27 protein-coding genes and 1 other annotated feature are annotated in these 25,587 nt (G+C 31.3%); of the genes, 4 read left to right on the top strand and 23 right to left on the bottom strand.

Translation table 11 applies throughout. From position 1 onward, the window contains the following. Nucleotides 1-2 precede the first annotated feature (2 nt). Nucleotides 3-371 carry a MerR family transcriptional regulator gene (locus tag D7I45_RS03430; RefSeq protein ID WP_120784358.1) on the bottom strand — a complete coding sequence of 123 codons (369 nt, stop codon included), beginning with the start codon at nucleotides 369-371 and terminating at the stop codon, nucleotides 3-5. 93 nt (nucleotides 372-464) lie between these two features. Next, nucleotides 465-1,379, bottom strand: coding sequence for a tRNA (adenosine(37)-N6)-dimethylallyltransferase MiaA (miaA, locus tag D7I45_RS03425; protein WP_120784357.1), 915 nt, complete (start codon nucleotides 1,377-1,379; stop codon nucleotides 465-467). A gap of 135 nt (nucleotides 1,380-1,514) precedes the next feature. Between miaA and D7I45_RS03420 the strand changes: the two genes are divergently transcribed. Beyond that, a complete protein-coding gene (locus tag D7I45_RS03420; protein ID WP_120784356.1) occupies nucleotides 1,515-1,691 on the top strand; it encodes a DUF3042 family protein in 177 nt (58 codons plus the stop codon). A 103-nt stretch (nucleotides 1,692-1,794) separates the two neighbouring features. Here the strand turns inward: D7I45_RS03420 and D7I45_RS03415 are convergent, their stop codons facing one another. The 7 genes from D7I45_RS03415 to D7I45_RS03385 form a co-directional block, all read right to left on the bottom strand. After that, on the bottom strand, nucleotides 1,795-2,163 hold the full coding sequence (locus tag D7I45_RS03415; RefSeq protein ID WP_242446880.1) for a rhodanese-like domain-containing protein: 369 nt from the start codon (nucleotides 2,161-2,163) through the stop codon (nucleotides 1,795-1,797). A 32-nt stretch (nucleotides 2,164-2,195) separates the two neighbouring features. Then, nucleotides 2,196-3,167, bottom strand: a complete 972-nt coding sequence (locus D7I45_RS03410; RefSeq protein WP_120784354.1) for an ROK family glucokinase — start codon at nucleotides 3,165-3,167, stop codon at nucleotides 2,196-2,198. A gap of 11 nt (nucleotides 3,168-3,178) precedes the next feature. Then, nucleotides 3,179-3,388, bottom strand: coding sequence for a YqgQ family protein (locus D7I45_RS03405; protein ID WP_120784353.1), 210 nt, complete (start codon nucleotides 3,386-3,388; stop codon nucleotides 3,179-3,181). Nucleotides 3,389-3,418: 30 nt separating this feature from the next. Next, nucleotides 3,419-4,021, bottom strand: coding sequence for a rhomboid family intramembrane serine protease (locus D7I45_RS03400; RefSeq protein WP_242446879.1), 603 nt, complete (start codon nucleotides 4,019-4,021; stop codon nucleotides 3,419-3,421). Nucleotides 4,022-4,076: 55 nt separating this feature from the next. Further along, nucleotides 4,077-4,601 carry a 5-formyltetrahydrofolate cyclo-ligase gene (locus D7I45_RS03395; RefSeq protein WP_120784351.1) on the bottom strand — a complete coding sequence of 175 codons (525 nt, stop codon included), beginning with the start codon at nucleotides 4,599-4,601 and terminating at the stop codon, nucleotides 4,077-4,079. Nucleotides 4,602-4,654: 53 nt separating this feature from the next. Beyond that, nucleotides 4,655-4,804 (bottom strand): 50S ribosomal protein L33, encoded by a 150-nt coding sequence (rpmG, locus tag D7I45_RS03390; protein WP_034530852.1) that lies wholly within the window; start codon nucleotides 4,802-4,804, stop codon nucleotides 4,655-4,657. A 132-nt stretch (nucleotides 4,805-4,936) separates the two neighbouring features. Next, nucleotides 4,937-7,003 (bottom strand): peptidoglycan D,D-transpeptidase FtsI family protein, encoded by a 2,067-nt coding sequence (locus D7I45_RS03385; protein ID WP_242446878.1) that lies wholly within the window; start codon nucleotides 7,001-7,003, stop codon nucleotides 4,937-4,939. Nucleotides 7,004-7,118: 115 nt separating this feature from the next. On the opposite strand from D7I45_RS03385, the gene D7I45_RS03380 reads away from it, so the two are divergent. Continuing rightward, nucleotides 7,119-9,716, top strand: a complete 2,598-nt coding sequence (locus D7I45_RS03380; protein ID WP_120784350.1) for a YfhO family protein — start codon at nucleotides 7,119-7,121, stop codon at nucleotides 9,714-9,716. Nucleotides 9,717-9,764: 48 nt separating this feature from the next. Here D7I45_RS03380 and greA read toward each other — a convergent pair whose 3' ends face one another. From greA to D7I45_RS03340, 8 genes are all read right to left on the bottom strand, one after another. Further along, nucleotides 9,765-10,241, bottom strand: a complete 477-nt coding sequence (greA, locus tag D7I45_RS03375; protein WP_120784349.1) for a transcription elongation factor GreA — start codon at nucleotides 10,239-10,241, stop codon at nucleotides 9,765-9,767. A 19-nt stretch (nucleotides 10,242-10,260) separates the two neighbouring features. Then, the gene (gene udk / locus D7I45_RS03370) at nucleotides 10,261-10,935 is read right to left on the bottom strand and encodes a uridine kinase (protein WP_120784348.1); all 675 of its coding nucleotides are present in this window, start codon (nucleotides 10,933-10,935) and stop codon (nucleotides 10,261-10,263) included. 51 nt (nucleotides 10,936-10,986) lie between these two features. Beyond that, nucleotides 10,987-12,081: an endolytic transglycosylase MltG gene (gene mltG, locus D7I45_RS03365; RefSeq protein ID WP_120784347.1), complete on the bottom strand. Its 1,095-nt coding sequence runs from the start codon at nucleotides 12,079-12,081 to the stop codon at nucleotides 10,987-10,989. 22 nt (nucleotides 12,082-12,103) lie between these two features. After that, nucleotides 12,104-14,518, bottom strand: coding sequence for a phenylalanine--tRNA ligase subunit beta (pheT, locus tag D7I45_RS03360; protein WP_120784346.1), 2,415 nt, complete (start codon nucleotides 14,516-14,518; stop codon nucleotides 12,104-12,106). A 12-nt stretch (nucleotides 14,519-14,530) separates the two neighbouring features. After that, a complete protein-coding gene (pheS, locus tag D7I45_RS03355) occupies nucleotides 14,531-15,571 on the bottom strand; it encodes a phenylalanine--tRNA ligase subunit alpha (RefSeq protein WP_120784345.1) in 1,041 nt (346 codons plus the stop codon). Nucleotides 15,572-15,611: 40 nt separating this feature from the next. Continuing rightward, nucleotides 15,612-15,828: a binding site (T-box leader), on the bottom strand. A 35-nt stretch (nucleotides 15,829-15,863) separates the two neighbouring features. Next, nucleotides 15,864-16,139, bottom strand: a complete 276-nt coding sequence (locus tag D7I45_RS03350) for a winged helix-turn-helix transcriptional regulator (RefSeq protein ID WP_120784877.1) — start codon at nucleotides 16,137-16,139, stop codon at nucleotides 15,864-15,866. 95 nt (nucleotides 16,140-16,234) lie between these two features. Beyond that, a complete protein-coding gene (locus D7I45_RS03345) occupies nucleotides 16,235-16,720 on the bottom strand; it encodes an HD domain-containing protein (RefSeq protein ID WP_120784344.1) in 486 nt (161 codons plus the stop codon). Nucleotides 16,721-16,738: 18 nt separating this feature from the next. Next, nucleotides 16,739-17,509, bottom strand: coding sequence for a TrmH family RNA methyltransferase (locus D7I45_RS03340; protein WP_120784343.1), 771 nt, complete (start codon nucleotides 17,507-17,509; stop codon nucleotides 16,739-16,741). 119 nt (nucleotides 17,510-17,628) lie between these two features. Between D7I45_RS03340 and D7I45_RS03335 the strand changes: the two genes are divergently transcribed. Both D7I45_RS03335 and yidC read left to right on the top strand, forming a co-directional pair. After that, nucleotides 17,629-17,907, top strand: a complete 279-nt coding sequence (locus D7I45_RS03335; RefSeq protein ID WP_120784342.1) for an acylphosphatase — start codon at nucleotides 17,629-17,631, stop codon at nucleotides 17,905-17,907. 67 nt (nucleotides 17,908-17,974) lie between these two features. Further along, on the top strand, nucleotides 17,975-18,913 hold the full coding sequence (yidC, locus tag D7I45_RS03330) for a membrane protein insertase YidC (protein ID WP_120784341.1): 939 nt from the start codon (nucleotides 17,975-17,977) through the stop codon (nucleotides 18,911-18,913). A gap of 47 nt (nucleotides 18,914-18,960) precedes the next feature. Here the strand turns inward: yidC and D7I45_RS03325 are convergent, their stop codons facing one another. The 6 genes from D7I45_RS03325 to ylqF all read right to left on the bottom strand — a co-directional run bounded on the left by D7I45_RS03325 (nucleotide 18,961) and on the right by ylqF (nucleotide 25,580). Then, nucleotides 18,961-19,839: an aldose 1-epimerase family protein gene (locus D7I45_RS03325; protein WP_120784340.1), complete on the bottom strand. Its 879-nt coding sequence runs from the start codon at nucleotides 19,837-19,839 to the stop codon at nucleotides 18,961-18,963. Nucleotides 19,840-19,908: 69 nt separating this feature from the next. Continuing rightward, nucleotides 19,909-20,820: a tyrosine recombinase XerC gene (gene xerC / locus D7I45_RS03320; protein ID WP_120784339.1), complete on the bottom strand. Its 912-nt coding sequence runs from the start codon at nucleotides 20,818-20,820 to the stop codon at nucleotides 19,909-19,911. A 71-nt stretch (nucleotides 20,821-20,891) separates the two neighbouring features. Further along, complete coding sequence (gene topA / locus D7I45_RS03315; protein ID WP_120784338.1) at nucleotides 20,892-23,000, bottom strand: type I DNA topoisomerase; 2,109 nt, start codon at nucleotides 22,998-23,000, stop codon at nucleotides 20,892-20,894. A 34-nt stretch (nucleotides 23,001-23,034) separates the two neighbouring features. After that, nucleotides 23,035-23,919 (bottom strand): DNA-processing protein DprA, encoded by an 885-nt coding sequence (gene dprA / locus D7I45_RS03310; RefSeq protein WP_120784337.1) that lies wholly within the window; start codon nucleotides 23,917-23,919, stop codon nucleotides 23,035-23,037. A 39-nt stretch (nucleotides 23,920-23,958) separates the two neighbouring features. Then, on the bottom strand, nucleotides 23,959-24,726 hold the full coding sequence (locus D7I45_RS03305) for a ribonuclease HII (protein ID WP_120784336.1): 768 nt from the start codon (nucleotides 24,724-24,726) through the stop codon (nucleotides 23,959-23,961). Then, the gene (gene ylqF / locus D7I45_RS03300; protein WP_120784335.1) at nucleotides 24,726-25,580 is read right to left on the bottom strand and encodes a ribosome biogenesis GTPase YlqF; all 855 of its coding nucleotides are present in this window, start codon (nucleotides 25,578-25,580) and stop codon (nucleotides 24,726-24,728) included. Before ylqF ends, D7I45_RS03305 begins: the two co-directional genes overlap by 1 nt. Between the last annotated feature and the right edge of the window lie 7 nt (nucleotides 25,581-25,587).

Below are 25,587 nucleotides of genomic sequence, written 5' to 3'. Positions count from 1 at the left end.
AGTTAAAAAGAATTATTATTGGCGTCCCTGGAATTTAAGCCACCAATATTAAGAAGCTCATCGGACAAGAGTTTTCTCGCTTCTTGATCAGATAAGCCATCAGAATTGTCTTTATAGCTATCTTTCTTACGCTTTTCATATATAGACTTAATTTTAGAAATGTTTAATCCATCTGACAAATAGTCTTTAATTTCTAAAATCGTATCGATATCATTCAAAGAATACATACGGCGGTTCCCATCATTTCTTTCAGGTGAAACCAAGCCTTGTTCTTCATAATATCTGATTTGTCTAGCTGTAAGACTAGTTAATTTCATAACAGTCCCGATTGGTAATACAGAAAGCGATCTTCTTAAATCCTTTTCTTTCATCTCTAACTCCTTCTAACAAAATTAATAATAACATTATATTTTCTTATGTCAACTTATTATGTGATAATTTCTTACATGCAAATATATATATTACTATTTTAGCCAATTTTGTATATCTTTTTCTATGTTTTTTTCGTTATTCATGTCAGATATTATGTCATACCATCTAACATCCATTTTATTTCTGAACCAAGTAAGCTGTCTTTTTGCATAATGTCTTGAATCTTTTTTGATGTTATCTTTTACAGTTTCTAAGTCAATTTTGTTTGCATAATAATCAATAAACTCTCGATAACCAATTCCCTTAAGTGCTGGTAATGATAAGTCATTTTTTGAAAATAACCATTTGACTTCATCCATCAATCCATCATCAAACATTTTATCTACTCGATAGTTTATTCTATTATATAAAACTTTCCTATTAGTATTTAATGCAATGATAAAACTATTTAAATCTACTTCATTATTAGATTGATCAGAAAATTTCTTTCCAGTATTATGGAAAACTTCCATCGCTCTTATAACTCTTCGTTCATTGCTTACATCAATATTTTTTGCAGCCTCAGGATCAATGTCATTTAATTTATTCCATAATTCTTGCTTACCATTTTCCTTAGAAAATTCATGTAATTCTTTTCGGTAAGTATCATCGACATATTTATCCCCACCTAGATTCAAACCATCAACTAATGATTGAATATAAAATCCGGTTCCTCCAACAATAATTGGTAATTTTCCTCTACTAATTATGTCATCGATATAATGATTAGCTTCCTCTACAAATTCCGCTGCAGAATATCTTTGACTTACATCACGTATATCTATTAAATGGTGAGAAATGCCTCCCATTTCATCTTTAGTAACCTTTGCGGTACCAATATTCAAATGTTTATAAACTTGCATAGAGTCACCAGAAATTACCTCACCATTGAATTTTTTGGCTAATTTAATTGATAAACTGGTTTTCCCAACAGCAGTTGGTCCTACAATTATAAGTACTTTTTTCATTTTATCCCACCATTTCTGCTTATATAAGTCTAGCATATAACATATTTAATTAAAATATCAGTAAATACTGGATAATTATGTTAAAAAAAAGCATAATATAGGTGTAGACATTTAAAAGTTGGGAGGATTTTTAAAATGAAAAAATTTGCAAAAGGATTTTTTGTTGGTGCCCTTGCAACTACAAGTGCAGTTGCTGGAACTTTATTTTCATTTAAGAAAAAAGTTGTTGATCCTGTAGAAGACAGAGCTCAAAAATTAGAAGAAAACAGAAAGAGAGTTGTTCGTAAGCAACGCTCTGCACACCAAGGCTAATATATAATTAAAAGATCACTTTGTAGTGGTCTTTTTATTTTGCCAAACAAAAAGAGAAGTTAATCATTTTTAAGTATGATTAACTTCTCTTTTTTCATAAGTATTATTTTTTAGTTTTTCCGTTCCAATTTCTGTATCCAGAATTTAAAACGTAAATATTTTTATATCCATGTTTTCCAAGCAAAATAGCTGTCTTAATGCTTAAAGCTTTCCCTTGGTCGTATAAATATACTGGCATATCATTTCTAATATTCTTGTAAAACATTTTTATAGTAGAATATGGAATATTTCTTGCGCCTAAAATGTGACCTGCTTCAAAGTCTTTGCTCTCACGCAAGTCAACAACTTGGCCCTTATGTCTACCTTTTTGAAAATCTTCTTCACCAATAAAATTAGCAAAGTGATTTGCACGTAAACGACTGTATAAATTATATCCAAATATAACTAATAAAATAATTACAATTAAAAGCATAGATCCAAGCATGCTATAACCACTCCTAAATTTTATTTATCCATAACATTTCTAAGTGCTAGAGAACCAGCTCCGATTACACCGGCATCGTTACCTAATTGAGCTAAACGAATCTTGGTTGAATCTCTAACAGGTCTAAATGCATTTTCTTGGAAATATTTAGTAGTTGGTTGTAATAAAGTGTTTCCGGCATTTGAAACACCACCACCGATTACGATGTTATCTGGGTTTAATGTATTTCCAACATTTGCAAGAGCTAATCCTAAGAAGTAGCAAACACGGTCAACTACTTGGTTAGCAAAAATATCACCGTTATCAGCTAAGTAGAATACAACTTTTGAAGTAATTTCTTCACCGTTGTTAATCATTTCTTTTAATCTTGAGTTACCAGTAAATTCACTGGATAGATGTCTTGCCACTTTAACAACACCAGTTGCAGAAGCGTATTGTTCTAAGCAACCTTGTTTACCACATGTACATTTGAAACCACCTGGTTCAACAGTAAGATGTCCGATTTCACCAGCACCACCATTAGCACCGTGAGCTAATTCGCCGTTGACGATAACTCCGCCACCAACACCGGTACCTAAGGTTACAAATACTACATCTCTGTCTTTACTTCCGGCACCTTTCCAATATTCACCTAATGAAGCAACATTAGCATCATTATCTAAAGCAAATGGTAAACCTAATGCTTTTTCAATTTGGTCTTTAATATGTTGAGTTGTTTTCCAATTTAAATTGTAAGCACCAATAACAGTTCCAGCCTTACGATCAACTGAACCTGGAGTTCCCATACCAATTCCAATAAAATCATCAATTTTTTGATCAGAATCTTCCATCTTTTCATTAATTGATTTAATAATATTTGGAACAATATGACTTCCGTTAGCGCTTACATCGGTTGCAATAGCCCATTTATCTAAAACTTCACCGTTGTCAGTTAAGAAAGCCAACTTAGTGGTTGTACCTCCTAAGTCAATTCCGATTACTTTTTTTACCATTGCAATTCCTCCTAAAACTTGTTATTTTTTTCTTCCTCTAATCTATGCTCATGTTTCAAAACAATTTTGGCTTGTATGAATTCTTGCTTAGTAACTAAACCAGCATCATGTAAGTGGTCTAATTCCAAAGCCATGACTTCAATATCCCACATTCTTTTTCCTACATAAACATAAATACCAAACCTTTTTAAAAGTTGCTGAACATCATACAACGTCTTCATTGTCCCACATCCTAACAAAAAATGCACTAGTTAATTTGCAGCATATCCCATTTTTAAGCATAAAAATGCAAATATTACTAAAATAATTAACGAAATAATCCTTTTTAACCAAGGAATTCTATTAGATGACATAGGTATACCAATTAAGTACGCGGATAAAAATCCACCAATTAGTCCGCCAATATGTCCGTATAAATCAATATCAGGTGACATTAAATCAAATACCACATTAATTACGATAAGTAACAAAACGTTACCTGCTATTCTACTTAATATGGTATCACGAAAACTTTCGCCCAACATCAAATATACGCCAAATAATCCGAACAATGCTGTACTTGCCCCAGCACTTGGATAGTTACTAAATCCAAAGCTAGCAAAATTACCAAAAATTCCAGCTATTAAAAATACTGCTAAAAATCTTGTATGACCCAATATTTCTTCTAACTGTGTTCCTAAATAGTAAAGCGTTATTCCATTCATTAAAATATGCAAAAAAGATAAATGTAGAAAAATAGGAGTAATAAATCTCCACCATTCACCAATTTGTACATAACCATTAATCATAGCACCATTCATTATTAAGTCATAAGAAGTATTAGTAATCAATCCAAATAAATAAATGAAAACCATAATGCCTAATAATGTGTATGTTATAAAACTGGTATTTCTCAAATTATATCGCCATTTAAAATAAAATTCTTTTAACTCTTTGATCGAAATCATCTACTTTCCAAATTGGATTTTTATAAATCTGTTCCGGATTTGCTAAAGATATTGTGTCTCCATCAAATTCTCTTAATATACGATCATAATATCCTCCACCAAATCCCAATCTTTGCCCGTTATTAGTTGCAAATGCTAGTCCTGGAACAATTAGTAACTCAGCATCATTAACGCTCATTACTTTGCCATTTTGAGGCTCTAATATATGAAAATTACTATATTCCAATTCAGTATCAGAATTATATTGAACAAATTCTAGTTTTTCCTTAGAAACAACTCTTGGAATTAAAACATTTTTATTTTCAATAATAGCTTTTTTAATTATCGGGGTTGTATCAATTTCTATTGATGTACTTAAAGTAACACCGATAGTATTTGCTTTTTTCCACTCATTCGTTAAAAAAAGTTTTCTATACAATTCATCATGATTATTTTCTAGATGAATCAATTTATTTTTTATTAATTTTCTAACATAATTTTTATCCATAAAATCACGTCCAAGATATAAAAAAAGGATTTGGGCTTTGAAACCCGAATCCTTTATTTTGTTTCACGATGTAATGTAACTTTTCTTTCACGTGGACAATATTTCTTTAGTTCCAAACGATCAGGGTTGTTACGACGACTCTTAGTTGATAAGTAATTACGTTCGTGACATTCTGTACATTCTAAAGTAATGTGTACTCTCATCTTAGTTACACCTCCAAATACAGTTGTATTTTAATTTTTATATAAACAACTTTCAACTCTTAATATATTATCATTTTTTTACTGATTTGACCAGAGTTTATATAAATATTGTTAAGGAAAATTACTTAACAGTTATTTTTCTAACCCACTATCAGATTGAACATACTTCCAGTATGCCTTATAAATCTCTTGAGCAAGATTAATATTATTATTTTCCGAATTAGTTGGTAAGTTTGGAATAGCAACAACAACTACCACTTGTGGGTTATTAGATGGAGCAAAGGATCCCAAACTCAATGTTACAGTTTCTTGAGGTTTAGAACCTTTCTTTCCACTACTGTAAAATGTTTGCGCAGTACCAGTTTTAGCAGATACAGATGGCTTTATTTGGTTTAAGGTAATACCAGTTCTATATTGGTTAGTTCCGTGAACCACTTTATAGAATCCATCAGTAACTACTTTTCTTTGTGCTGGTGTCATATCCACTTTATTTAACACAGTTGGAGTTACAGAATATTTAATTCTACCTAATTTTCCATTCTTATTAGAAGCACGAATATTTTGAACTACGTGTGGTTCTATTCTGTAACCACCATTAGCTATAGTTGAAATGTATTGTGCCACTTGAATTGGTGTGTATGCATCATAGTTTCCATAAGACAAGTCCAGTGCTTTACCAATGTTTGCACTACCACCAGGTCCTTGAATACCCTTAGTTTCACCAGGTAAATCAATACCTGTTAAGGTTCCTAAACCAAATTGGTTAAAGTATCCACGCATAACATTAAAGATATTAGGATTCATAGTTAGAGGAGCACCTTCATAGTAATGGAATCCTGCTTCTTTCATGGCTAATTGCATCATGTAAGAGTTAGAAGATACTTCAAGAGCTGTGGATGCATCTAATGAAACATCATGATTTCCATCGTAGTTAAACCAAGAAGATTTTCTAATTCCACCAGTTAAGATTGGTTTATCAGTGAATACAGAGTTTGTTGGAGTAATAACCTTATCCATCAACGCTCCAGAAACCATGGCACCCTTAACTACAGAACCCATTACAATTGAGTTATTTATAGTTCCTAGTGCATTAGGAATCATTTTTCCAGTTTCTGGATTTCTATTTACACCTGCAAGTCCAATAATTCCACCTGTATTAGGATTCATAACAACTGCATATGCACCAGTAGAATTACCAGTTCCTCTATCAGCATTTTCAACTAAAGTCTGTATTTTCTTTTCAAATTGAGAATTTATAGTAAGTTGAAGGTTGTCACCCTTTTGACCACCGTATTGTTTGATAGCATGATCTAAACTACCACCCTTAACAAGAGTTTGTGATTTAGATCCACGCAAAGCTGGTTCATATTTTTCTTCTAGATAACTTTGTCCAACACTATCATTTCTAGAATATCCTTCTGATAATAAGCTATTAATTCTATCACTAGGCAATCCACCCTTTTCGGAAGAAACGGTACCTACGATACTTTGAATAGCATTTCCATTTGGATATTCACGAGTCCAACTATTACCAACTTGGACACCAGGCATATCGGATAAATGTTCTCCAATTGTCGCAGCTTCCTTATTTGTCACACCAGTACTCTTGATGTAAGTAGTTGATAATTGATATGAACCACTCATTTTTTGAAAAATTGCTGCTTTATTCATGGTATCCTTATCTGTCTTATATAATTTTTCATCCATTACTTTCTTTATTTCAGCAGCATATTGTTCATTTGGTTTAGAACCAGAAGGAAATTTCATACTATCAGAAATCTTCGACAAATTATCTTTATTAGCTAGATAGTAATCAGCTTCCTGTCTGGGAGTTAAACTAGATGAATCTACTGTAAGATATTGACTCAATTTATTAGCAATTGTGTATATCTCAGAGGTTGTAACAGCTAATCCTTTTGTATATAAAATAGCAAGGTGAGCTTTATTTCCAACTAGAACACGTCCAGTGGAATCATAAATCATCCCTCTTTGTACATTTCCATATTTCACGGAATTATCTGAACGACTAACTTCCGCCTTATATTGATTTCCATTAATGATTTGTAAGTAAGCCAATTGTATGGCTAATATGGCAAATAAAGCACCCACAACGGTTAAAATAATATTTAATCTAAATGGTACTTTTGAATTTATACCACGATCACTATGATGGAATATTTTTCTCAAAAAATTATTCAAATTAATCTAACTCCTTGCTCCCCAAATGTTAATTATTTTATTATCTATTTATTGTATACTATATTGTATATTACCAGAAATTTTAAGAACAAAAACATTATAGAAGGAATTTTATATGATAAATAAATTTAAGTCTTTTCTTAAAACCAACTATACTTACATTTTGTGCCTTGCAATTCCAATTATTATTATGGCATGTTACTTTGCATACCGCAATATGTTTCCTTTTGGAAAAGGTAGTATTCTAACTGTAGATTTAGGACAACAATATGTAGATTTCTTTGCATATTATCGCAGAACTATCTTATCTGGAAACTACCAAACTATATTATACTCATTTTCAAATGGGTATGGCGGTGAAATGCTTGGAATTTGGGCATATTATCTTCTAAGTCCATTTAACTTAATTATATTAATGTTTCCTGCAAAATTAATAAACGCAGCAATATTACTAATCACAATTATTAAATATGGTATGTCAGGATTATCTTTTTCAATATTTTTAAAACACAAAAAGATAAGACATCCATTACTTATTATAGCTATGTCAGTAGCCTATTCACTAAACGGTTGGATTATAGCTAACCAACTTAACTTAATGTGGTTAGACGCTATGATATTATTACCTCTAATAGCCATGGGAATTGACTACATAATTTCTAAAAATCAAATGAAGATATTTATAATTTCATTTGCTGCATTATTAATAATAAATTATTACATGGCCTATATGGTAGGTATATTCACAATCATATACTTCCTAGCAGAATTAATTATTAATTTTAAAACAGTAAAAAAATGTTGGGTCCCATTAATTAAAATGATCGTTAGTTTGGTAACATCTATACTAATATCATCATTTATATTTATACCTAACCTATTAGAACTAAACAGTGGTAAAGGCTCATATACTATACAAAAAATTCATTGGCATTTTGAATATAATCCATTCTATATGATATCCAAATTATTTAATGGTAGTTTTAATTTTAATCAAATGCCTAGTGGTTACCCTAACATCTTTATTGGTGCGATTGCCACTATTGGCTTTATTTTATTCTTCTGTAACCAACATATAGCATTGAAGCGAAGAATTTCATATGCCGTTATAACGATTATTTTAATTCTTTCTATGTGTTTTGAACCCTTAGATTTATTATGGCATGCTATGCAATTCCCTATCTGGTATCCATATAGATTTTCTTTTATCTTCTGCTTTTGGATGATTTATTTATCATCTATAGCTTTAAATACCTATTCCAATAGAATAAATATTAAAGCAGTAACTATTCTTGCTCTAATTTTAATCGCAGGTTTCATTTATATAGCTGCTAATAATAAAACTTTCAATTTTATGTCTATGGAAAAATACTTCATTTCACTCACTTTTGCTACTATTGCATTCTTAGTAATTATTTTATCTAATAAAAAAAGCAAGGCTTATTGGATAAGCCTTGTAGTAATAGTAATTTGTGACGCTGGTTTGAATGTATTTAATTCATTAAATAGCATTTCATATGTTTCAAATAATGATTATGTTCAATATACTTCCATGCTAAAGGAAAATGTTCGAGGAATTGCTAATCCTAAGTATGGCTTTTATAGAATTGGTAAAGATTTTTATCGTTCAAGAGATGATTCAATACAAGCCAATTATGATGGTGGCTCTATCTTTTCATCTACTTTACAAAAATCCACTCCTACCTTTAATGGAAATATCGGAAGTGCATATACTACTGGATCCATTGATTACTCTAATGGAACTTTAGTATCTGATTCCATGCTAAATTTTGCATATTTCATTAAGAATAATAGTAATTCCAATGACTATCCTATGATTCAAAAGTCATCCCCTAGATATGACCTAAAGCATTACGAATTAATAAATGATAGTGAATTCCCTATATATCATTCTAGTTTTACATTACCAAGTTTATATACTACTTCAGGAAATGTATTCTCCAATATAAATTCTATGGATCCAATTGATTATCAGAATAAAATGGTAAAACAAATAACTACACAAAATAATAATGTTTTTACACCATTTAATAATTATCAAGTGATTTCGAAGAATGCAAATAATGTAAATAGCATCACTCAACAAGTCTTTAAGAAACGGAATTTGTTAAAAAATTCAACAATTCATATTAAGTATAATGGTAATCATAACCAGATTTTCTATATGGTTATTCCAAGTAGTTTAAATCAAAAAAATTGTTCCATTATAGTTAATGGACAAGACATAAATCTTCCAGATAACTTCGAAAGCACTTTTGTTGTAAGTTTACCTAATATGTCTAAAAACAATATAACTATACAATTAAAAACTAATACCATATATACCAATGAATTTAACATATATAATTTAAACTTAACCAAGTATCTAAATAGTACTAAGCAAATAAGAAAACAGGACAATAAAATTAGTTTCAAAAACAATTCTATCCATGCTATTGTAAGTAGTCATAATAATGATCAATTAGCTACTTCTATACCTTACAGTAAAGGTTGGAGTCTTAAGATAGATGGACACAATTATCCTATAAAATTAATTAATAAAGAATTTATTGGAACCGATAATTTACCTAAAGGAAAACATAAAGTAGTTTTATCATACTACCCTGTGGGTCTAAATTTAGGTATATTAATAACACTGGTAACTACCGCTTTAATAATATTAATAAGTCTATTTAAAAGAAGAATAAAATAAAAAAAGCATGCTAAACTTTTTAAGTTTAACATGCTTTTTATTTGCTATTTATTCAACACTAATGATTTTAACTTTCATTTCACCAGCTGGGATTTCAATAGAAACTTCGTCATCAACACGGTGTCCTAGTAATCCCTTAGCAATTGGAGAATCATTTGAAATCTTACCACTCATTGGATCAGCTTCAGCAGCACCAACGATTTGGTATGTTTCTGGATCTTCATCAGGAAGTTCTTTGAAAGTAACTTTCTTACCAACGTTAACTAAATCATCGTCAACGTCATCATTTTCCACAACTTCAGCATATTGAAGCATATGTTCAATAGTAGAAATACGACCTTCCATCATACTTTGTTCATTTTTAGCAGATTCATATTCAGAATTTTCTGATAAATCACCATAACTTCTGGCAATCTTAATTCTTTCGATAATCTTTGGTCTTTGATTTAATCTTAAATCTTCAAGTTCATCTTCAAGTTTTTGTTTCCCTTCAAGGGTCATTGGATATGTTTCATCTTTTGCCATTTAATAAAATCTCCTTTTTTTAGATTGTAGTATCAATATTGTTTAATACTTTATTATTACCATGTTTTACTAGGATAGATTGAATCTTAGTGGTTAATAAATCAATTGCCACTTGGTTCTTTCCACCTTCTGGAACAATGATGTCAGCATAACGCTTACTTGGTTCAACAAATTGGTTGTACATTGGTCTAACAGTTTCCAAGTATTGTTGAATAACTTCATCAAGAGTTCTTCCACGTTCCTTAGTATCTCTTTGAATACGTCTTAAAATACGAATATCATCATCAGTATCAACGAACACCTTGATATCCATTAAATCTCTTAAACGCTTATCATCCAAAATAAGAATACCTTCTAAGATAATAACATCACGTGGTTCTTGTGTAACTGTTTCAGAACTACGGTTTAGCTTAGTATAATCATAAACTGGTTTTTCAATTGGTTCATAATTTAAAAGCTTATGCAAATGTTCTAGTAACAAATCACTATCAAAAGCCAATGGATGATCATAGTTAGTTTCTTCTCTTTCAGCCATTGTTTTATTTGATTGATCCTTGTAGTAAGAATCTTGTTGCAAAATCATAATAGAGTGACCTAACAATTGATTGAAAATTGCTCTACTAACTGTAGTTTTACCACTACCTGAACCACCTGTAACACCAATTACAACGGGACGTTTCTTTTTTTCTACCATAATAACCTCTCCATAACCGTTTTATCTCATAACATTACTATTATCAACTATTTAATTAGAACTCATTGAATAACTATAGTAATTAACTTTTTTATTTTTTGCATTTACTTTATATACTAAATACCCTTTATCCATATCTTTTGGATTTAAAATAGCTGATAAAGAAGTAATTGTCGGATTGCCAATTGGGCCAGGTCCTAATCCTTTATATATAAATAAATTATAAGCGGACTTATTCTTATAATCTTTTTTAACTAGTTCCTTTTGAGAATCTTTATTATTAGCATACATAACTGATGATTTAACTTCAAGGGGTAAATCGTTATTATAACGATTGTACAATACTCCAGCTATTTTTTGACCGTTATCCTTGCTAACATGTTGTGATTCTACAAATGATGCTAATGTCAATGCTTGATTAATAGTTAATGACTTACTTTTAATCTTTTTAAAGTAAGGTTTAAGTTCTTGATTAGTCTTACCTACCATTTGTTCAACTATAGTTTTCAATGAAACATTATTTTGTGAATTATAGGTAGCGGGATATAAATATCCTTCTAGTACATATTTATTCTTCTTTGATTTAAAAGCAGAAGCTAGTAACTTAGGATATTTTTTCTTTAAACTATTCAAAAAGTCCTTATTAACCATTAATTTTTTAAAATCATCGCTTGAATATCTACTACGTTTTTCTACCGTGTTAGCAATATCATTTATATTATCACCTTCACGAACTAACAATCTGCCATAGACACCTTGCAACGGTTGATCCGAACCACCGCTGCGAAGTTTATTAGCGATAGCTTTTAAACTCATAGAAGGCGATAATTCGTAGTAACCAGCTTTTAAATCAGAGTAATGGTTACTATTTACGTAGTAGTTAAATACCATTCCACTCTTAACAATCTTTTTATCTTGTAAAATAGATCCAATCTTTTTGTCAGAAGCACCCATTGGAATTTTAACTTGAATCACGGATTTGTTATTAGGATTCAATGGTTTCAATGATTCCTTAAGATATTGATGCCCGAATATAAAAATACATACTCCTAGCACCAATAATATTGCTATTATACTTAAGAAAATCTTTTTTCCTAAATTAGTGCGCTTCTCTTCGAAATCATTGGAGCTTTTATCTACACCCAAAATTATTCCTCCATTTTAAGAACTATCGTACTTCTACGTCAAATTCTCTTTCAAGATTTCTTTGTACCTTAGCCATTGCTTTATTAACATCTTCATCAACTAAAGTATCACGCTTGTTTTGGAAAGTTAATGTGTATGCTAATGACTTCTTACCTTCCGGAACATTTTCTCCATCATATAAGTCAAATAGTTTAACATCTGTTAGATATGCTCCACCACGTTTATTAATAACGGCGACAATATCATCATTATTAATATCTTCATCGATAAGTAGTGCAATATCACGAGTGATTGATGGATATTTAGAAACTGGTTCATAATTTTGTTCTTTCTTAGGTAATTCAAATAATGAATCAAAGTTTAAATCAAATACATAAGTATCCTTAATCTTAAATTGTTTAGCAACCTTAGGATGAACTTGTCCTACAAAACCAACATAATGATCATGTACGTAAATATCAGCAGTTCTTCCTGGATGCATTTCAGGATATTGTTTATTTGCCTTATAACTGATTTGACCCTTAAAGCCAATAGTTTCTAAGTATGATTCAACAATTCCTTTAATTTGATAGAAGTCTACATTCTTAGCTTTAACATTCCAAGAATTATCAAGTAGAGAACCTGAAATAGCACCAGAAATATGTTCGATTTCTTTTGGTTTAACTTCATCTTCACTGTCTTTAGTAAAGATACGACCTTGTTCATATAATGCTACATCGTTTACTTTTCTAGCTTGATTGTAAGCAATATCATCTAATAATCCAGTAACTAAGTTCATTCTTAAAGTAGTATGGTCACTACTCATTGGATAACTTAGACGAGTTTCGTATGAATCACCCATCATAAACATTTTAGCTTCTTCATCAGTAGTTAATGCATATGAAATAGCATGTGTTAAACCAAGACCTTCTAGAATATTTCTAGTATTTCTCATTAATTTTTGCTTAGGATTCAATCCACCAGTTGTCATGTTGGTAGTTGGTAATGTACTTGGTAAATTATCATATCCATAAATTCTAGCAACTTCTTCAATTAAGTCAGCTGGAATGTGAATATCTCCTCTTCTTGTAGGAACAGTTACCACTAATTTTCCATTATTTGAATCTACATCGAATCCTAATCGGTTAAATATATCAATAATTGTTTCTTCAGTCAATGCAGTTCCTAGAACATGATTGATTCTATCAGTTGTAATTTCAATTGAAACTGGTTCAACGTCCTTACGACTACCTTCTAGAATATCATCAGTAACTTCTCCACCAGCTAATTCTCTAGACATTTCACAAGCTGTGTTTAAGGCTTCATCTAATCCTTGTGGATCAACTCCACGTTCAAAACGTTGAGATGCTTCAGTGTGAATTACATGTTGTCTAGCAGTCTTTCTAACTTGAATAGGATCAAAGATAGCACATTCAAATACTACATTCTTAGTATCTTCTGTAATAGAAGTATCTTTACCACCAATGATACCAGCAAGAGCTACTGGCTTTTCAGAATCAGAAACAATAAGATCTTTGTCATCTAATTCAACTTCATCGTCTTCTAATGTGGTAATCTTTTCTCCATTTTTAGCATATCTAACGGCAAGTTCTTTGCCTGCTAATTTATCTAAATCATATGCATGCATTGGTTGACCAAGTTTCAACATAATATAGTTAGTGATATCTACTACATTATTAACAGGTTTAATACCAGCATTCCATAATCTAATTTGCATCCAAAGTGGACTTGGCTTAACTTCAACATTATTAACTACACGATTTAAATATGACCATGCAATGTTTTTATCAACATTGTTGCTCATTTGATCAGCAGTCTTCTTTCCAGAAGTTTCTTTAATTTCTGTATGATCAAATTTGGCTGGCTTATTGTAAATAGCTGATAAATCATGAACTGTACCGTACATACTTAACATATCACCACGGTTAGGAGTTACATCTAAGTCGATTAACTCATCGTCCATACCAATGTATTTGTATACATCATCACCTAATTTTGCATCTTCTGGTAAGAAGTAAATTCCATCAGCCCATTCCTTAGGAACAACGTCTTTAGGATAACCAATTTCATCTAACGCACAAAGCATACCATTAGATTGAACTCCGCGCATCTTGGATTTTTTAATCTTCATATTGTCAGCAACACGAGCACCTGATAATGCAGTGATAACTTTTTTACCAACTGCAGCGTTAGGAGCACCACATACAATTTGTACAGGTTCTTCTTCACCAACATCTACTTGGCAAATGTGCAAGTGATCTGAATCAGGATGATCCTTCATATCAACGATTTCACCGACAACAATCTTTTTTAATCCAGCTTTGGGTCTAATAACTGAGTCCACTTCTACAGAAGAACGTTCAATTTTTTCAGCTAATTCATCTGCTGGAATATCTAAATCAATATATTTTCTTAACCAATCATAGGATATTCTCATTTAAAACTCTCCTTAATCAAATTGTGACAAAAATCTTACATCGTTTAAATAGAAATCACGAATGTCATCAACACCGTATTTCAACATTGCGAAACGATCTGGGCCTAATCCAAATGCAAATCCACCATATTCGTTAGCATCTACACCGGCCATCTTTAATACGTTCGGATGTACCATACCAGCACCTAGAACTTCAATCCATCCAGTATGCTTACATACATCACATCCCTTACCATCACAATTGAAGCAAGTAACATCAGCTTCAACTGATGGTTCAGTAAATGGGAAGTAACTAGGTCTTAATCTGATATCATACTTGTCACCAAATAATTGGTGTAATAGATATTCAAGAGTACCTTTTAAATCACCCATAGTAATATGTTTATCTATAACAATTCCTTCAACTTGGTGGAATTGGTGAGAATGAGTAGGATCATCAGTATCACGACGATATACCACACCAGGAGAAATCATTTTCAATGGTCCTTTAGAAAAGTCATGTTTTTCCAAAGTTCTTGCTTGCATTGGAGAAGTTTGTGTTCTCATCAAGATTTCATTAGTAATGTAGAAAGTATCTTGCATATCTCTAGCAGGATGATCCTTTGGTAAATTCATCATTTCGAAATTATATTTATCTTCTTCAACTTCTGGACCAGATTTTACTTCATAACCCATACCAATAAACATATCAGAAATTTGATCAATGATTGATTGGATAACATGAGGATGTCCTTTTGCAACTGGAGTAGAAGGTAAAGTAACATCGATAGTTTCAGCAGCTAATTTTTCTTCTAGTTCTTTTTCTTCTAGTTCTTTTAGCTTGCTATCTAATGCTTCTTGGATTTCATCTCTAATTTGGTTAGCATAGCTACCTACTACCGGACGTTGTTCAACAGGTAAATCCTTAATACCACGTAGTGCTTGTGTAATAGGTCCTTTTTTACCTAATAAATGAACCTTAATATCTTTATTTATTTTCTTAATATCAGTAGCGCTCTTAATTTGTTCAATTCCTTCATCGCGCAACTTCGTTAAATCATCCTTTAACGTCATAAAATTCTCCTCTCATTTAAACAAAAAAAGCTCCATCCCCATAAGGGACGAAGCTTCGCGGTACCACCCTAGTTTATAAAGCTAATACTAGCTCTATACACTCTAATTCAATAACGGTGAACTACCGGAATATTTTTCGTTAAAATTAACTCCCAATATCAGTTCAGAAAATGAATTCAGCCATCTAACAATTACTCTCAGCTACCGTAATTTCTCTGTAAAATTATGGCCTACTATTTTTTCTTCAACACATTTAACTTTATGATAAATCAAAAACCAGGCTTGGTCAAGATTAATCGTTAAGGTCACACCATTTATCAGACCAGTTATGAATTGCATTCATGATAGGTTCTAATGACTCACCTTTTTCTGTTAATTCATATTGAATTAATGAAGAATCAGTAAAAGTTTTTCTGGTAATTATTCCATCTTGTTCTAATTCTTTTAATCTTTCTACTAATACTCTATCGCTACATTTTGTAACTACTTTCGCAATGCATTTAAACCTTTGTGGACCATTTGCTAATAATGTTTCAATAATTAGCCCATTCCACTTTTTTCCCAACATTGAAAATGTCTTTTCAAAACGTGGGCACAATTGATAGTCAATTGACGAACTAAGTTTTTTGGCTTTCGTCAAAACGAACCCTCCTATTAATTTATTTACCTACTTTCAAAAATTTTCTTAATATTTCTATACTTAGGAGTGAAATATTCTCTGATCGCATCATAATCGTCTACTAAAGAAACAATTACACTTTCTGCATATTTAGGCTTACTTAAGGTCAATCCCCACATATGCTTAGTAATAATGTCTCTTTCTCGATCATTTAAATCAGTAATTTTTTCTGCATTTCGCAATGCTATTCTTGGGTGCATGTAAGCATGTGACCCTAATCTAAATTTAGTTATACGCCAATCATAATAAAACAAGTCATGTAATAAACCACCTCTAGCAGTGGATCTAGCATCCAAATTAAATCTTTTGGCAATTTTATAACTCTCATATGATACATTAATACAATGTATTAATCTAGTGGATGAATGATGTTGAATATAATTTCCTAATTGTTGTACTTCTCTAGTATTTAATAAGTCGGAAACATAGCTCATATATTCTTTATCACTCTGCCATGCATCATCTTTCATTATCATTATCTCCTAAATTTATTTTTTTAAATTAAACATTAAAATTCCTGCTGCGATAGCAACATTTAATGATTCTGCTTGTCCTTTTATAGGAATATATAGATTTTTGGTGGTACGGTCAAGTATTTTAGCTTGCATACCATTTCCTTCATTTCCCATAACTAGTGCAAATGAATCACTAGCTGCAATATCTGTATATGATACTGCTTGAGGATTTAATTCAGTACCATAAACTGGAACATCATTTGATTCAAATTTTTCAATCCAGTTTAACAAGTCACCTTCAATAATCTTTAAATGAAATTGGCTGCCTTGCATAGCACGTAAAACTTTAGGATTATATTGGCTAGAAGTTCCATCACCAAAGATAACTCCAGTCATCCCTGCAGCATCAGCCGTTCTAACCATAGTTCCAATATTACCAGGATCTTGAATTTGATCTAGTAATAACCAAGCTCCATTCATATCTTCTGCTTTAAATGAATCTTGTTTAGGTAAATCAACCACACCAAAAATTCCTTGAGGTGTACTAGTAGAACCTAATGTTTTAGCTACTTCATCACTAATTTCAATTAATTCTCCAGCAAAATTGTCTAATGCTTCTTTATGAAATTCAAATTGTTTTTCTGTAGTTAAAATTATATTAACATGTTGTTGGGCATTAATAGCTTCACTAACTAAGTGCCAGCTTTCCAAAATATATTGATTATACTTATTTCTGCCCTTTTTGTTTTTTAGCTTGGACCATTGTTTTACACGTTCATTTTTAGATGAAATAATTTTTTCCATTACAGGATATTACCCCTTTTAAACATTTATCTTTTATATTATTCTATCATAATAATATGATATAACATATACACTTAGCTTATTAAAACAATAAATCATTGAGAAAGGAGTGTTTATTTATGAATCAAAAAAGTATTAAGATAATTGTTTCTGGAAAGGTTCAAGGAGTTGGATTTAGATATGCTACTGTACAGGTTGCTAATCAAATGAACGTAACAGGTACAGTAAAAAACCTATTAAATGGCGATGTCGAAATCGTTGCTTGTGCAGATGAAGAAACTTTAAAACTTTTTTGTCATAAAATAGAGCAATCACCTACTCCTTTTGGAAAAGTAGCTAATATGCAAATTCAAGATTGCTCCAACCAGGATTTTCACAACTTTACAGTAAAATATTAATTTAATCTGATATTAAAGTCATTTTCTGGTATCATTGTAAATGAAATTTACGGGAGAGGTTTTTATAATGAAAAAGATCAAGAGCTTAAGTGTCCTATCATTAGCAGGACTGTCAGCACTATTATTATCCGGATGTGTCCGAGTTGATAGTAATGGTCATCCATATGGAATGACATATCAATATTTAGCATTACCTGGACAACATATATTAGATTTCATTGCTAAATTCGTAGGTAGCTACGGTTTAGCTATTATTCTATTAACTATCATAGTTCGTATGATTCTTCTACCAGCTATGATTAGCCAAATGAAGAAATCTACTATTATGCAAGAAAAAATGAATTTCATTCGTCCTCAAATGCAAGAAATTCAAAAACGTCAAAAGAACGCTAAGACTCGTGAAGAACAAATGCAAGTTCAACAAGAAATGATGAGCCTATATAAAGATAACAATATAAGTATGACTGGTGGTATTGGTTGCTTACCATTGATTATCCAAATGCCGGTTTACATTGCTTTATATAATGGTATTCGTTTCTCACCTGCTGTTTCACATTCCGTATTCTTAGGAATTAAATTAGGTGACAAGAGTTTAATTTTAGTTCTACTATCATTCCTTGCATATGTAGTTCAAGGTTACTTAATGACTCTGGGCTTACCTGAAGATCAAAAGAAACAAATGAAGATGATGTCATACATCACTCCAATTATGATTGTTTTAGTAACATTCAGTGCTCCAGCCGGTTTAGGATTCTATTTCTTCGTTAGTGGTATTTTTGCCTGTGTTCAAACTCTTATTATCAGTATGTACCGTCCAAAGATTAAGAGAGAAATTGAACAACAAGCTACTTTTGCTAATAATAATGATAATTCTTCTGCAACCGTTATAAATGATGTTGAAGAAGTAAACAATGATCAAAATGATGATGCAAAAGAAAGCAAAACTATTGAACACGATAGTCATGAAGAATTAAGAAAACGTAATTCTGGAAAACAAAATCATTAAAATAATAAGAGCTCCTAAAGTTAAATACTTTAGGAGCTCTTTTTTTGTTAAAAAATAGTTATATCAAAACGTGCATCAAATTTATCATTAGGAACTAATTTGTTAATTCCTACTTTATCCTTTAATTTTCCATTGCTATGAATATCATCGGTTATTCCCCACCATGGTTCTAAACAAACGAATGGTGCATCCTTAATGGACCATAATCCAGCATATTCATTATCATATGGAGTCATAGTAACCCCATGTTTATTTTTATCACTAGTTAAAGTGCTAGAGATTTGTGTGTGCTTAGGAACTTCAATAACTTTAGCATCTTTCTTAAATAAATCATGACTTAATCTAATTGGATCAGATAAATCAATTTTGTTCTTTTGTGAAATATCAGCATAAGGAGCTTCAAAAGAAATTTCATTATATTTACCCTTATCTGATAATTGTAATGAGTAGTCATTATATTGTTCACTACCATCTTTCACAAGAGGAACATTAAATGCTGGATGAGCTCCAACAGAAAATAACATCTCTCGATTATCCGTATTATATACAGATATTATGCATGATAATTTACTTTCAATAAGTTTGTAATGAACTATTAGTTTAAATTCAAAGGGATATCTTTCTCTAGTATAATCATTACTCAACAACTGTAAATCAATAGTATCTTGAGTATGTTTTAAAACGCTAAATTCCATATCTCTAGCAAACCCATGTTGTGTCATATGGTATTTTTTACCATCATATTCACATTCGTCATTTTTCAAACGACCAACAATAGGAAATAATATTGGAGCATGTCTTCCCCAATAGTTTTTATCAGCTTGCCATATATATTCCATTCCATCATTGTTTTGTATACTTGTGATTTCAGCACCAAGCGTATTAATTAACACTTTTAGGTGATCATTACTTAACATTTCAATCATAATATCCCCCCTCGATGACTTAACCCACGTATATTCTACAATAAAACGCTTTCATAATACAACAATAAACTACGAACGAGGGAAAAATTTATTATAATCCCTTAACAAATGTTCATTAGATACGTGCGTATATATTTGAGTAGTAGATAAACTACTGTGACCTAATAACTCTTGTACAGTTCTTAAATCTGCCCCATTTTTGAGCATTTCTGTAGCAAAAGTATGTCTTAACATATGAGGATGAACGTTAATAGTTAATGACGTTCTCTTCATAATCTCATCTAGTATATATTCAATACCCCTACTAGTAATCTGTCCACCATGTTGATTTATAAATACATAATCATGATGTTTGTTGTATTTCTTCATAATAATATTACGACAATTCTGATCGTAATCATTTAATGCATGTATCAAATACTTACCAAATGGCAAATAACGTTGCTTATTACCCTTACCAATAACCTTAATAATACGATTACCAAAATCAATATCACTATAGCGTAAATCAGCACATTCACTAACACGCATTCCTGTATCATATAAAATTTCTAAAATTGCAGAATTTCTATAATTTAATTTTTCATTTTCACCATTTTTTGCTTCTTTAAACAATTCGCGCAATTCTTTTTGATAGAAAAATCTAGGTAAATGATTAGGATGTTTCTTAATATTTACCTCATCAAAAGGATTATTAGAGAATATATCATTCTTTTCTAGAAATCGATAAAAGGAACGTAATGAAGATATCTTTCTAAGAACAGTATTTCTACTTTCGTCTTTTTTCTTTAAAGTGGTTAGATAATTGCTGACGTCTAAATCATCTGTTTGTAATAATGTTCTATCGTCATTTCTTAAGCTTTCACAAAATTCTTCAATATCACTTTTATAAGCGATAGACGTATTTTCAGAATATTGACGTTCGTTAACTAAATACTCCATAAACCATTCGATTAATTCTGTATCACTATATTTTTTCATAATACCTCTTCTTAAAGATCTAAAATAAATAACCTCCTAAAACAACAGTAATCATTTTAAGAGGTTATTAATTATTTCTGTACGTCTTCCTCATAATCACCGTTAGGACAAATGACTTGAGTACCACCTTTAATTTTCTTTTCAACTAAGAAATTACCGTCTTTAGGACAGTTTCTACCAATTGGCTTATCCCATGTAACGAAGTCACATTTTGGATATCTTGAACAACCATAAAAGATTCGATTCTTCTTGGACTTACGTTCAATTACATCTCCCTCTTTACATTTAGGACAACTTACACCAATTTTCTTAACAATGGCTTCAGTGTTTCGACAATCAGGGAATCTAGAACATGCATAAAATTTACCATATCTACCCATTTTAATAACCATAGGTGCACCGCAAACTTCACAGTTATATCCGGCTGGTTCATCTTTAATTTGCACGTCTTCCATGTTTTTCTCAGCATTTTTGACTTCTTTTTCAAATGGTGTGAAGTACTTATCTACTACTTTAACCCAATCTTGTTTAGCTTCTTCAATTTCATCTAAATTATTTTCTAGGTCAGCAGTAAATTCAATATTAACAATATCTGGGAAATATTCTTCAATAATACTATTAACGATTTCACCTAATTCAGTAGGTTCAAACTTTCTTCCTACTAATTTAACATAATATCTTCTTTGAATAGTTCCTAGAGTAGGAGCATAGGTAGATGGTCTACCCACTCCATTTTCTTCTAGTGTTCTAATTAATTTAGCTTCACTATATCTTGCAGGTGGTTGAGTGAAATGTTGATCAGGATTATTTTTAGTCATAACCACTTGGTCACCATTAGCTAAATCAGGAAGGATATTATCTTTTTCTTTACCCTTGTTATAAACTTTCAAGAATCCTTGGAAATTTAATTTAGAACCATTAGCTCTAAATACCACACCATTTTGATCCATATCTACAGTCATAGTATCCAAAACTGCAGAGGTCATTTGGCTGGCAACAAATCTACACCAAATCAAATTATATAATTTGTATTGATCATTAGTTAAATATTGCTTTAAGCTGGCTGGTGTACGTTTTACAGAAGTAGGTCTAATAGCTTCGTGCGCATCTTGTGCACCTTCAGGTAACTTACCTTTTATAGGCTTAATAGCAGCGTAGCTAGCACCATATTTTTCATGGATTAATTCAGATGCTTCATGCTTTGCTAATACTGAAATTCTGGTTGAATCAGTTCTCATATAGGTAATTAAACCTTGGTTACCTTCTTTACCAATATTAATACCTTCGTATAGTTGTTGTGCGACCATCATAGTTTTACCAGTCTTAAAATTCAACTTAACGTTAGCATCTTGTTGCATTGTACTTGTAGTAAATGGTGGTTGAGGTCTACGACGACGTTGTTTCTTTACAACATTAGTAACATCAAAAGGCTTCTTCTTATCAAATTTATCCAATACAGCCTTAACTTCATCATTATTACCTAATTCAGTTTTCTTACCATTTAATCCGTAAAAACTGGCTTTAAATGCGTCAGAATCCTTCTTCATATCAGCATCTATTGTCCAGTATTCAGTAGGAACGAAATCTTTAATTTCACGTTCTCTCTTAATAATTAGCCATAATGCAATGGATTGAACACGTCCTGCACTAAGACCTTTCTTAACTTTCTTCCATAATAATGGAGAAATAGAATATCCAACTAGTCTATCTAAAACACGTCTAGCTTGTTGAGCATCTACTAAGTTCATGTCAATTTCTCTTGGATGTTTAAATGCTTCTTTTACAGCATCCTTAGTAATTTCATGGAAAGCAACACGATTTTTATCTTCTGACTTTAAACCTAGCAAATGTGACAAATGCCAAGCGATAGATTCTCCTTCTCTATCAGGGTCAGATGCAAGGTAAACATTTCTAGCTTTTTTTGCTTCAGACTTTAATTCTTTGATAGTTTCACCTTTACCACGAATAGAAATGTAATGTGGTGCATAATCATGTTCTACATCCACACCCATTTTACTCTTAGGTAAATCTCTAACATGTCCTTTACTTGCAATTACTCGGTAAGTTCTTCCCAAATATTTTTGAATAGTTTTTGCTTTAGTAGGTGATTCAACAATCACTAACTTCTTTTTAGTCGACCGTCTCTTCTTTTTTGTTGTTGTCTTTTTAGTAGTCGCCATATTCATCCCTCGTTAACTTTAATTATTAAATAACTTACTTCAAAAAATAAAATTCTTCTAAGACATCTATGGAAGTAAGCGCTGGTTTGGCTCCAGCTGATATCAATTCATTACATCCTTTGGATAAATCACTATCAATCCTACCGGGAACTGCTAGTACACCGCGATTATTTTGTAGTGCCAAATTAGCAGTAATCAGACTTCCTGATCTAATCTTCGCTTCAGTTACCAGAATAGATTTCACTAAACCCGCAATTATGCGATTTCTTTCCGGAAAATGATACCTAGCAGGCTTACTACCTACTGGATATTCACTAATTAATAAATGATCTTTTCCAATTTGTTTTTGTAACGATTCATTACTTTTAGGATAATACTGATCCAGTCCATTTCCAATAACCGCAATCGTATTTCCTTCATTAGCCATTGCTGCCTGGTGTGATAATTTATCAACACCTCGAGCTAGTCCAGATACAATAGTAACACCATTTTTCACTACATTAGGTAATATATTTCGTAATGCGTAGAATGAATAATTACTATTATATCTAGCTCCTACCACACCCAGTAAATCTGTTTGTAATATATTTAAATTACCAGCATAAAATAACACAATGGGTGGCAAGTATGCTTCTTTTAGTTGCAATGGGTATTCATCATCTAAAATACTAAACCATTTTACATAATTCAAGTGATGATGAAGCTCTCTATTTAATTTATCACTATTAAAAGAATTAATAAATGTTTTAGCATTCTTATTAGACAAGTGTAACACTGAGGTTATGCGTTCTGCAGACAAATTTATTTCTTCTGGAATTTTGTTAAATGCAGTTATTAACCACTGATAAAATCTATATTCAGATTTTATCCCTATTCCCTCTACTAGTTTTAACTTTAATAATAATTGTTTAGTTTTCATGATATACCTCCATATTATTGGATGGATATATACGTAAAACTATCGCAAAAAGTCACAAACTGGTTTAAAACTCTTTCGATGAATTGGTGTTGCACCATACTTATTTAATGCATCTAAATGTTTTTTGGTACCATACCCAGCATTATGTTCAAAGTCATATTCTGGATATTGTTTTGCATATTCGTCCATTAAATTATCACGATATACTTTTGCCAATATACTTGCAGCTGAAACACTTGCGCTTTTTGCATCGCCCTTTATTAATTTCAGTTGTGGGATGTTAACATCTATATCCATCGCATCTACAATTATTTGATCAGGAGTATTGGACAATCCCAATACCGCATCTTTCATTGCTAATTTAGTGGCTTCATATATATTAATATCATCTATTAATTTATTATCTGCAATACCAATATGATATTCAATACAATTTTCTTTAATTTTTTTCGATAATTCCAATCTTTTATGTGGAGATAACTGTTTGGAATCATTAACTTCATATAAATTAAAATCATGAGGTAAAATCACTGCAGCAGTAACAACCGGACCAGCTAATGGCCCTCTGCCTACTTCATCGATACCTGCAATATAATTTACGCCATTTTTCCAAAAACGATGTTCATACTGCAAGCGTTTTTGAAAATCCTTTTTTTCTTGCTGACATTTTTTTATCTCACGAGTTTTTCTTTTTAATAATTGCTGCACACCCTTACGAGCGTCATCTTCATATTTTGTAAATAATGAATCATCTAAGCTATTAACTTTTTTAAAAGATTCTTTTATATCCTTAATGGATTCCGACATTAGTCTTCATCTCCACTCAAGTCATTTATATCATCTAGAGTGAATCTGCCTAATTTACCTTTTCTAGAATCTAAAATTATACGCATGGAAGCACGATCATAATCATCTTGCATACCTACTTTTTTAGTTATTTTCAATAGTAAATCTACATCTGATAATTCCATATCTTCTTCATTTAGATGATATCTATTCATTAGTTCATCACGATTATTATTTCTAAAGAAGTTTAGGGCAAATAAACCAACATCGTCACTATGGTAAATAGTATCTTTAATTGCACCAGTTAATGCTAATTTATTAGCAACTTCATCATTTTGAAATTTAGGCCATAAAATACCTGGTGTATCCAGTAATTCCAATTCATCACTAGATTTTAGCCATTGTTGACCCTTAGTTACTCCAGCACGATTACCAACTTGTGCTGCTCTTCTTTTAACAATTTGATTTAATAAAGTAGATTTTCCTACATTAGGAACACCTACACAAATTGCTCTAATTATCTTTTTATCTAATCCGCGTTTTTTAGCTTCATCAATTTTATCTGACAATAAGTTTTTAACTACTTTGGTTATATACTTACCAGTTGTATTCTTCTTAGAATCAATTGCAATAGCTGCATAACCTTGTTTCTTAAAGTAATTTAACCATTGATTTGTTATGTTAGGGTTAGCCAAGTCTGACTTAGTAAGAATCATCAAACGAGGTTTTCCTTTACTAATACGATCTACTTCAGGATTTATAGAACTGTATGGACATCTTGCATCCACCAATTCAAAAACAATATCTACTAAATGAATGTTTTCTTCAAATTGTCTGATGGCTTTTGCCATATGTCCTGGAAACCATTGAATCATATCTATC

The organism is Apilactobacillus bombintestini (assembly GCF_003627035.1).
GTDB classification, from domain to species: Bacteria; Bacillota; Bacilli; order Lactobacillales; family Lactobacillaceae; genus Apilactobacillus; species Apilactobacillus bombintestini.
This window is presented reverse-complemented; position numbering and strand designations above follow the sequence as displayed.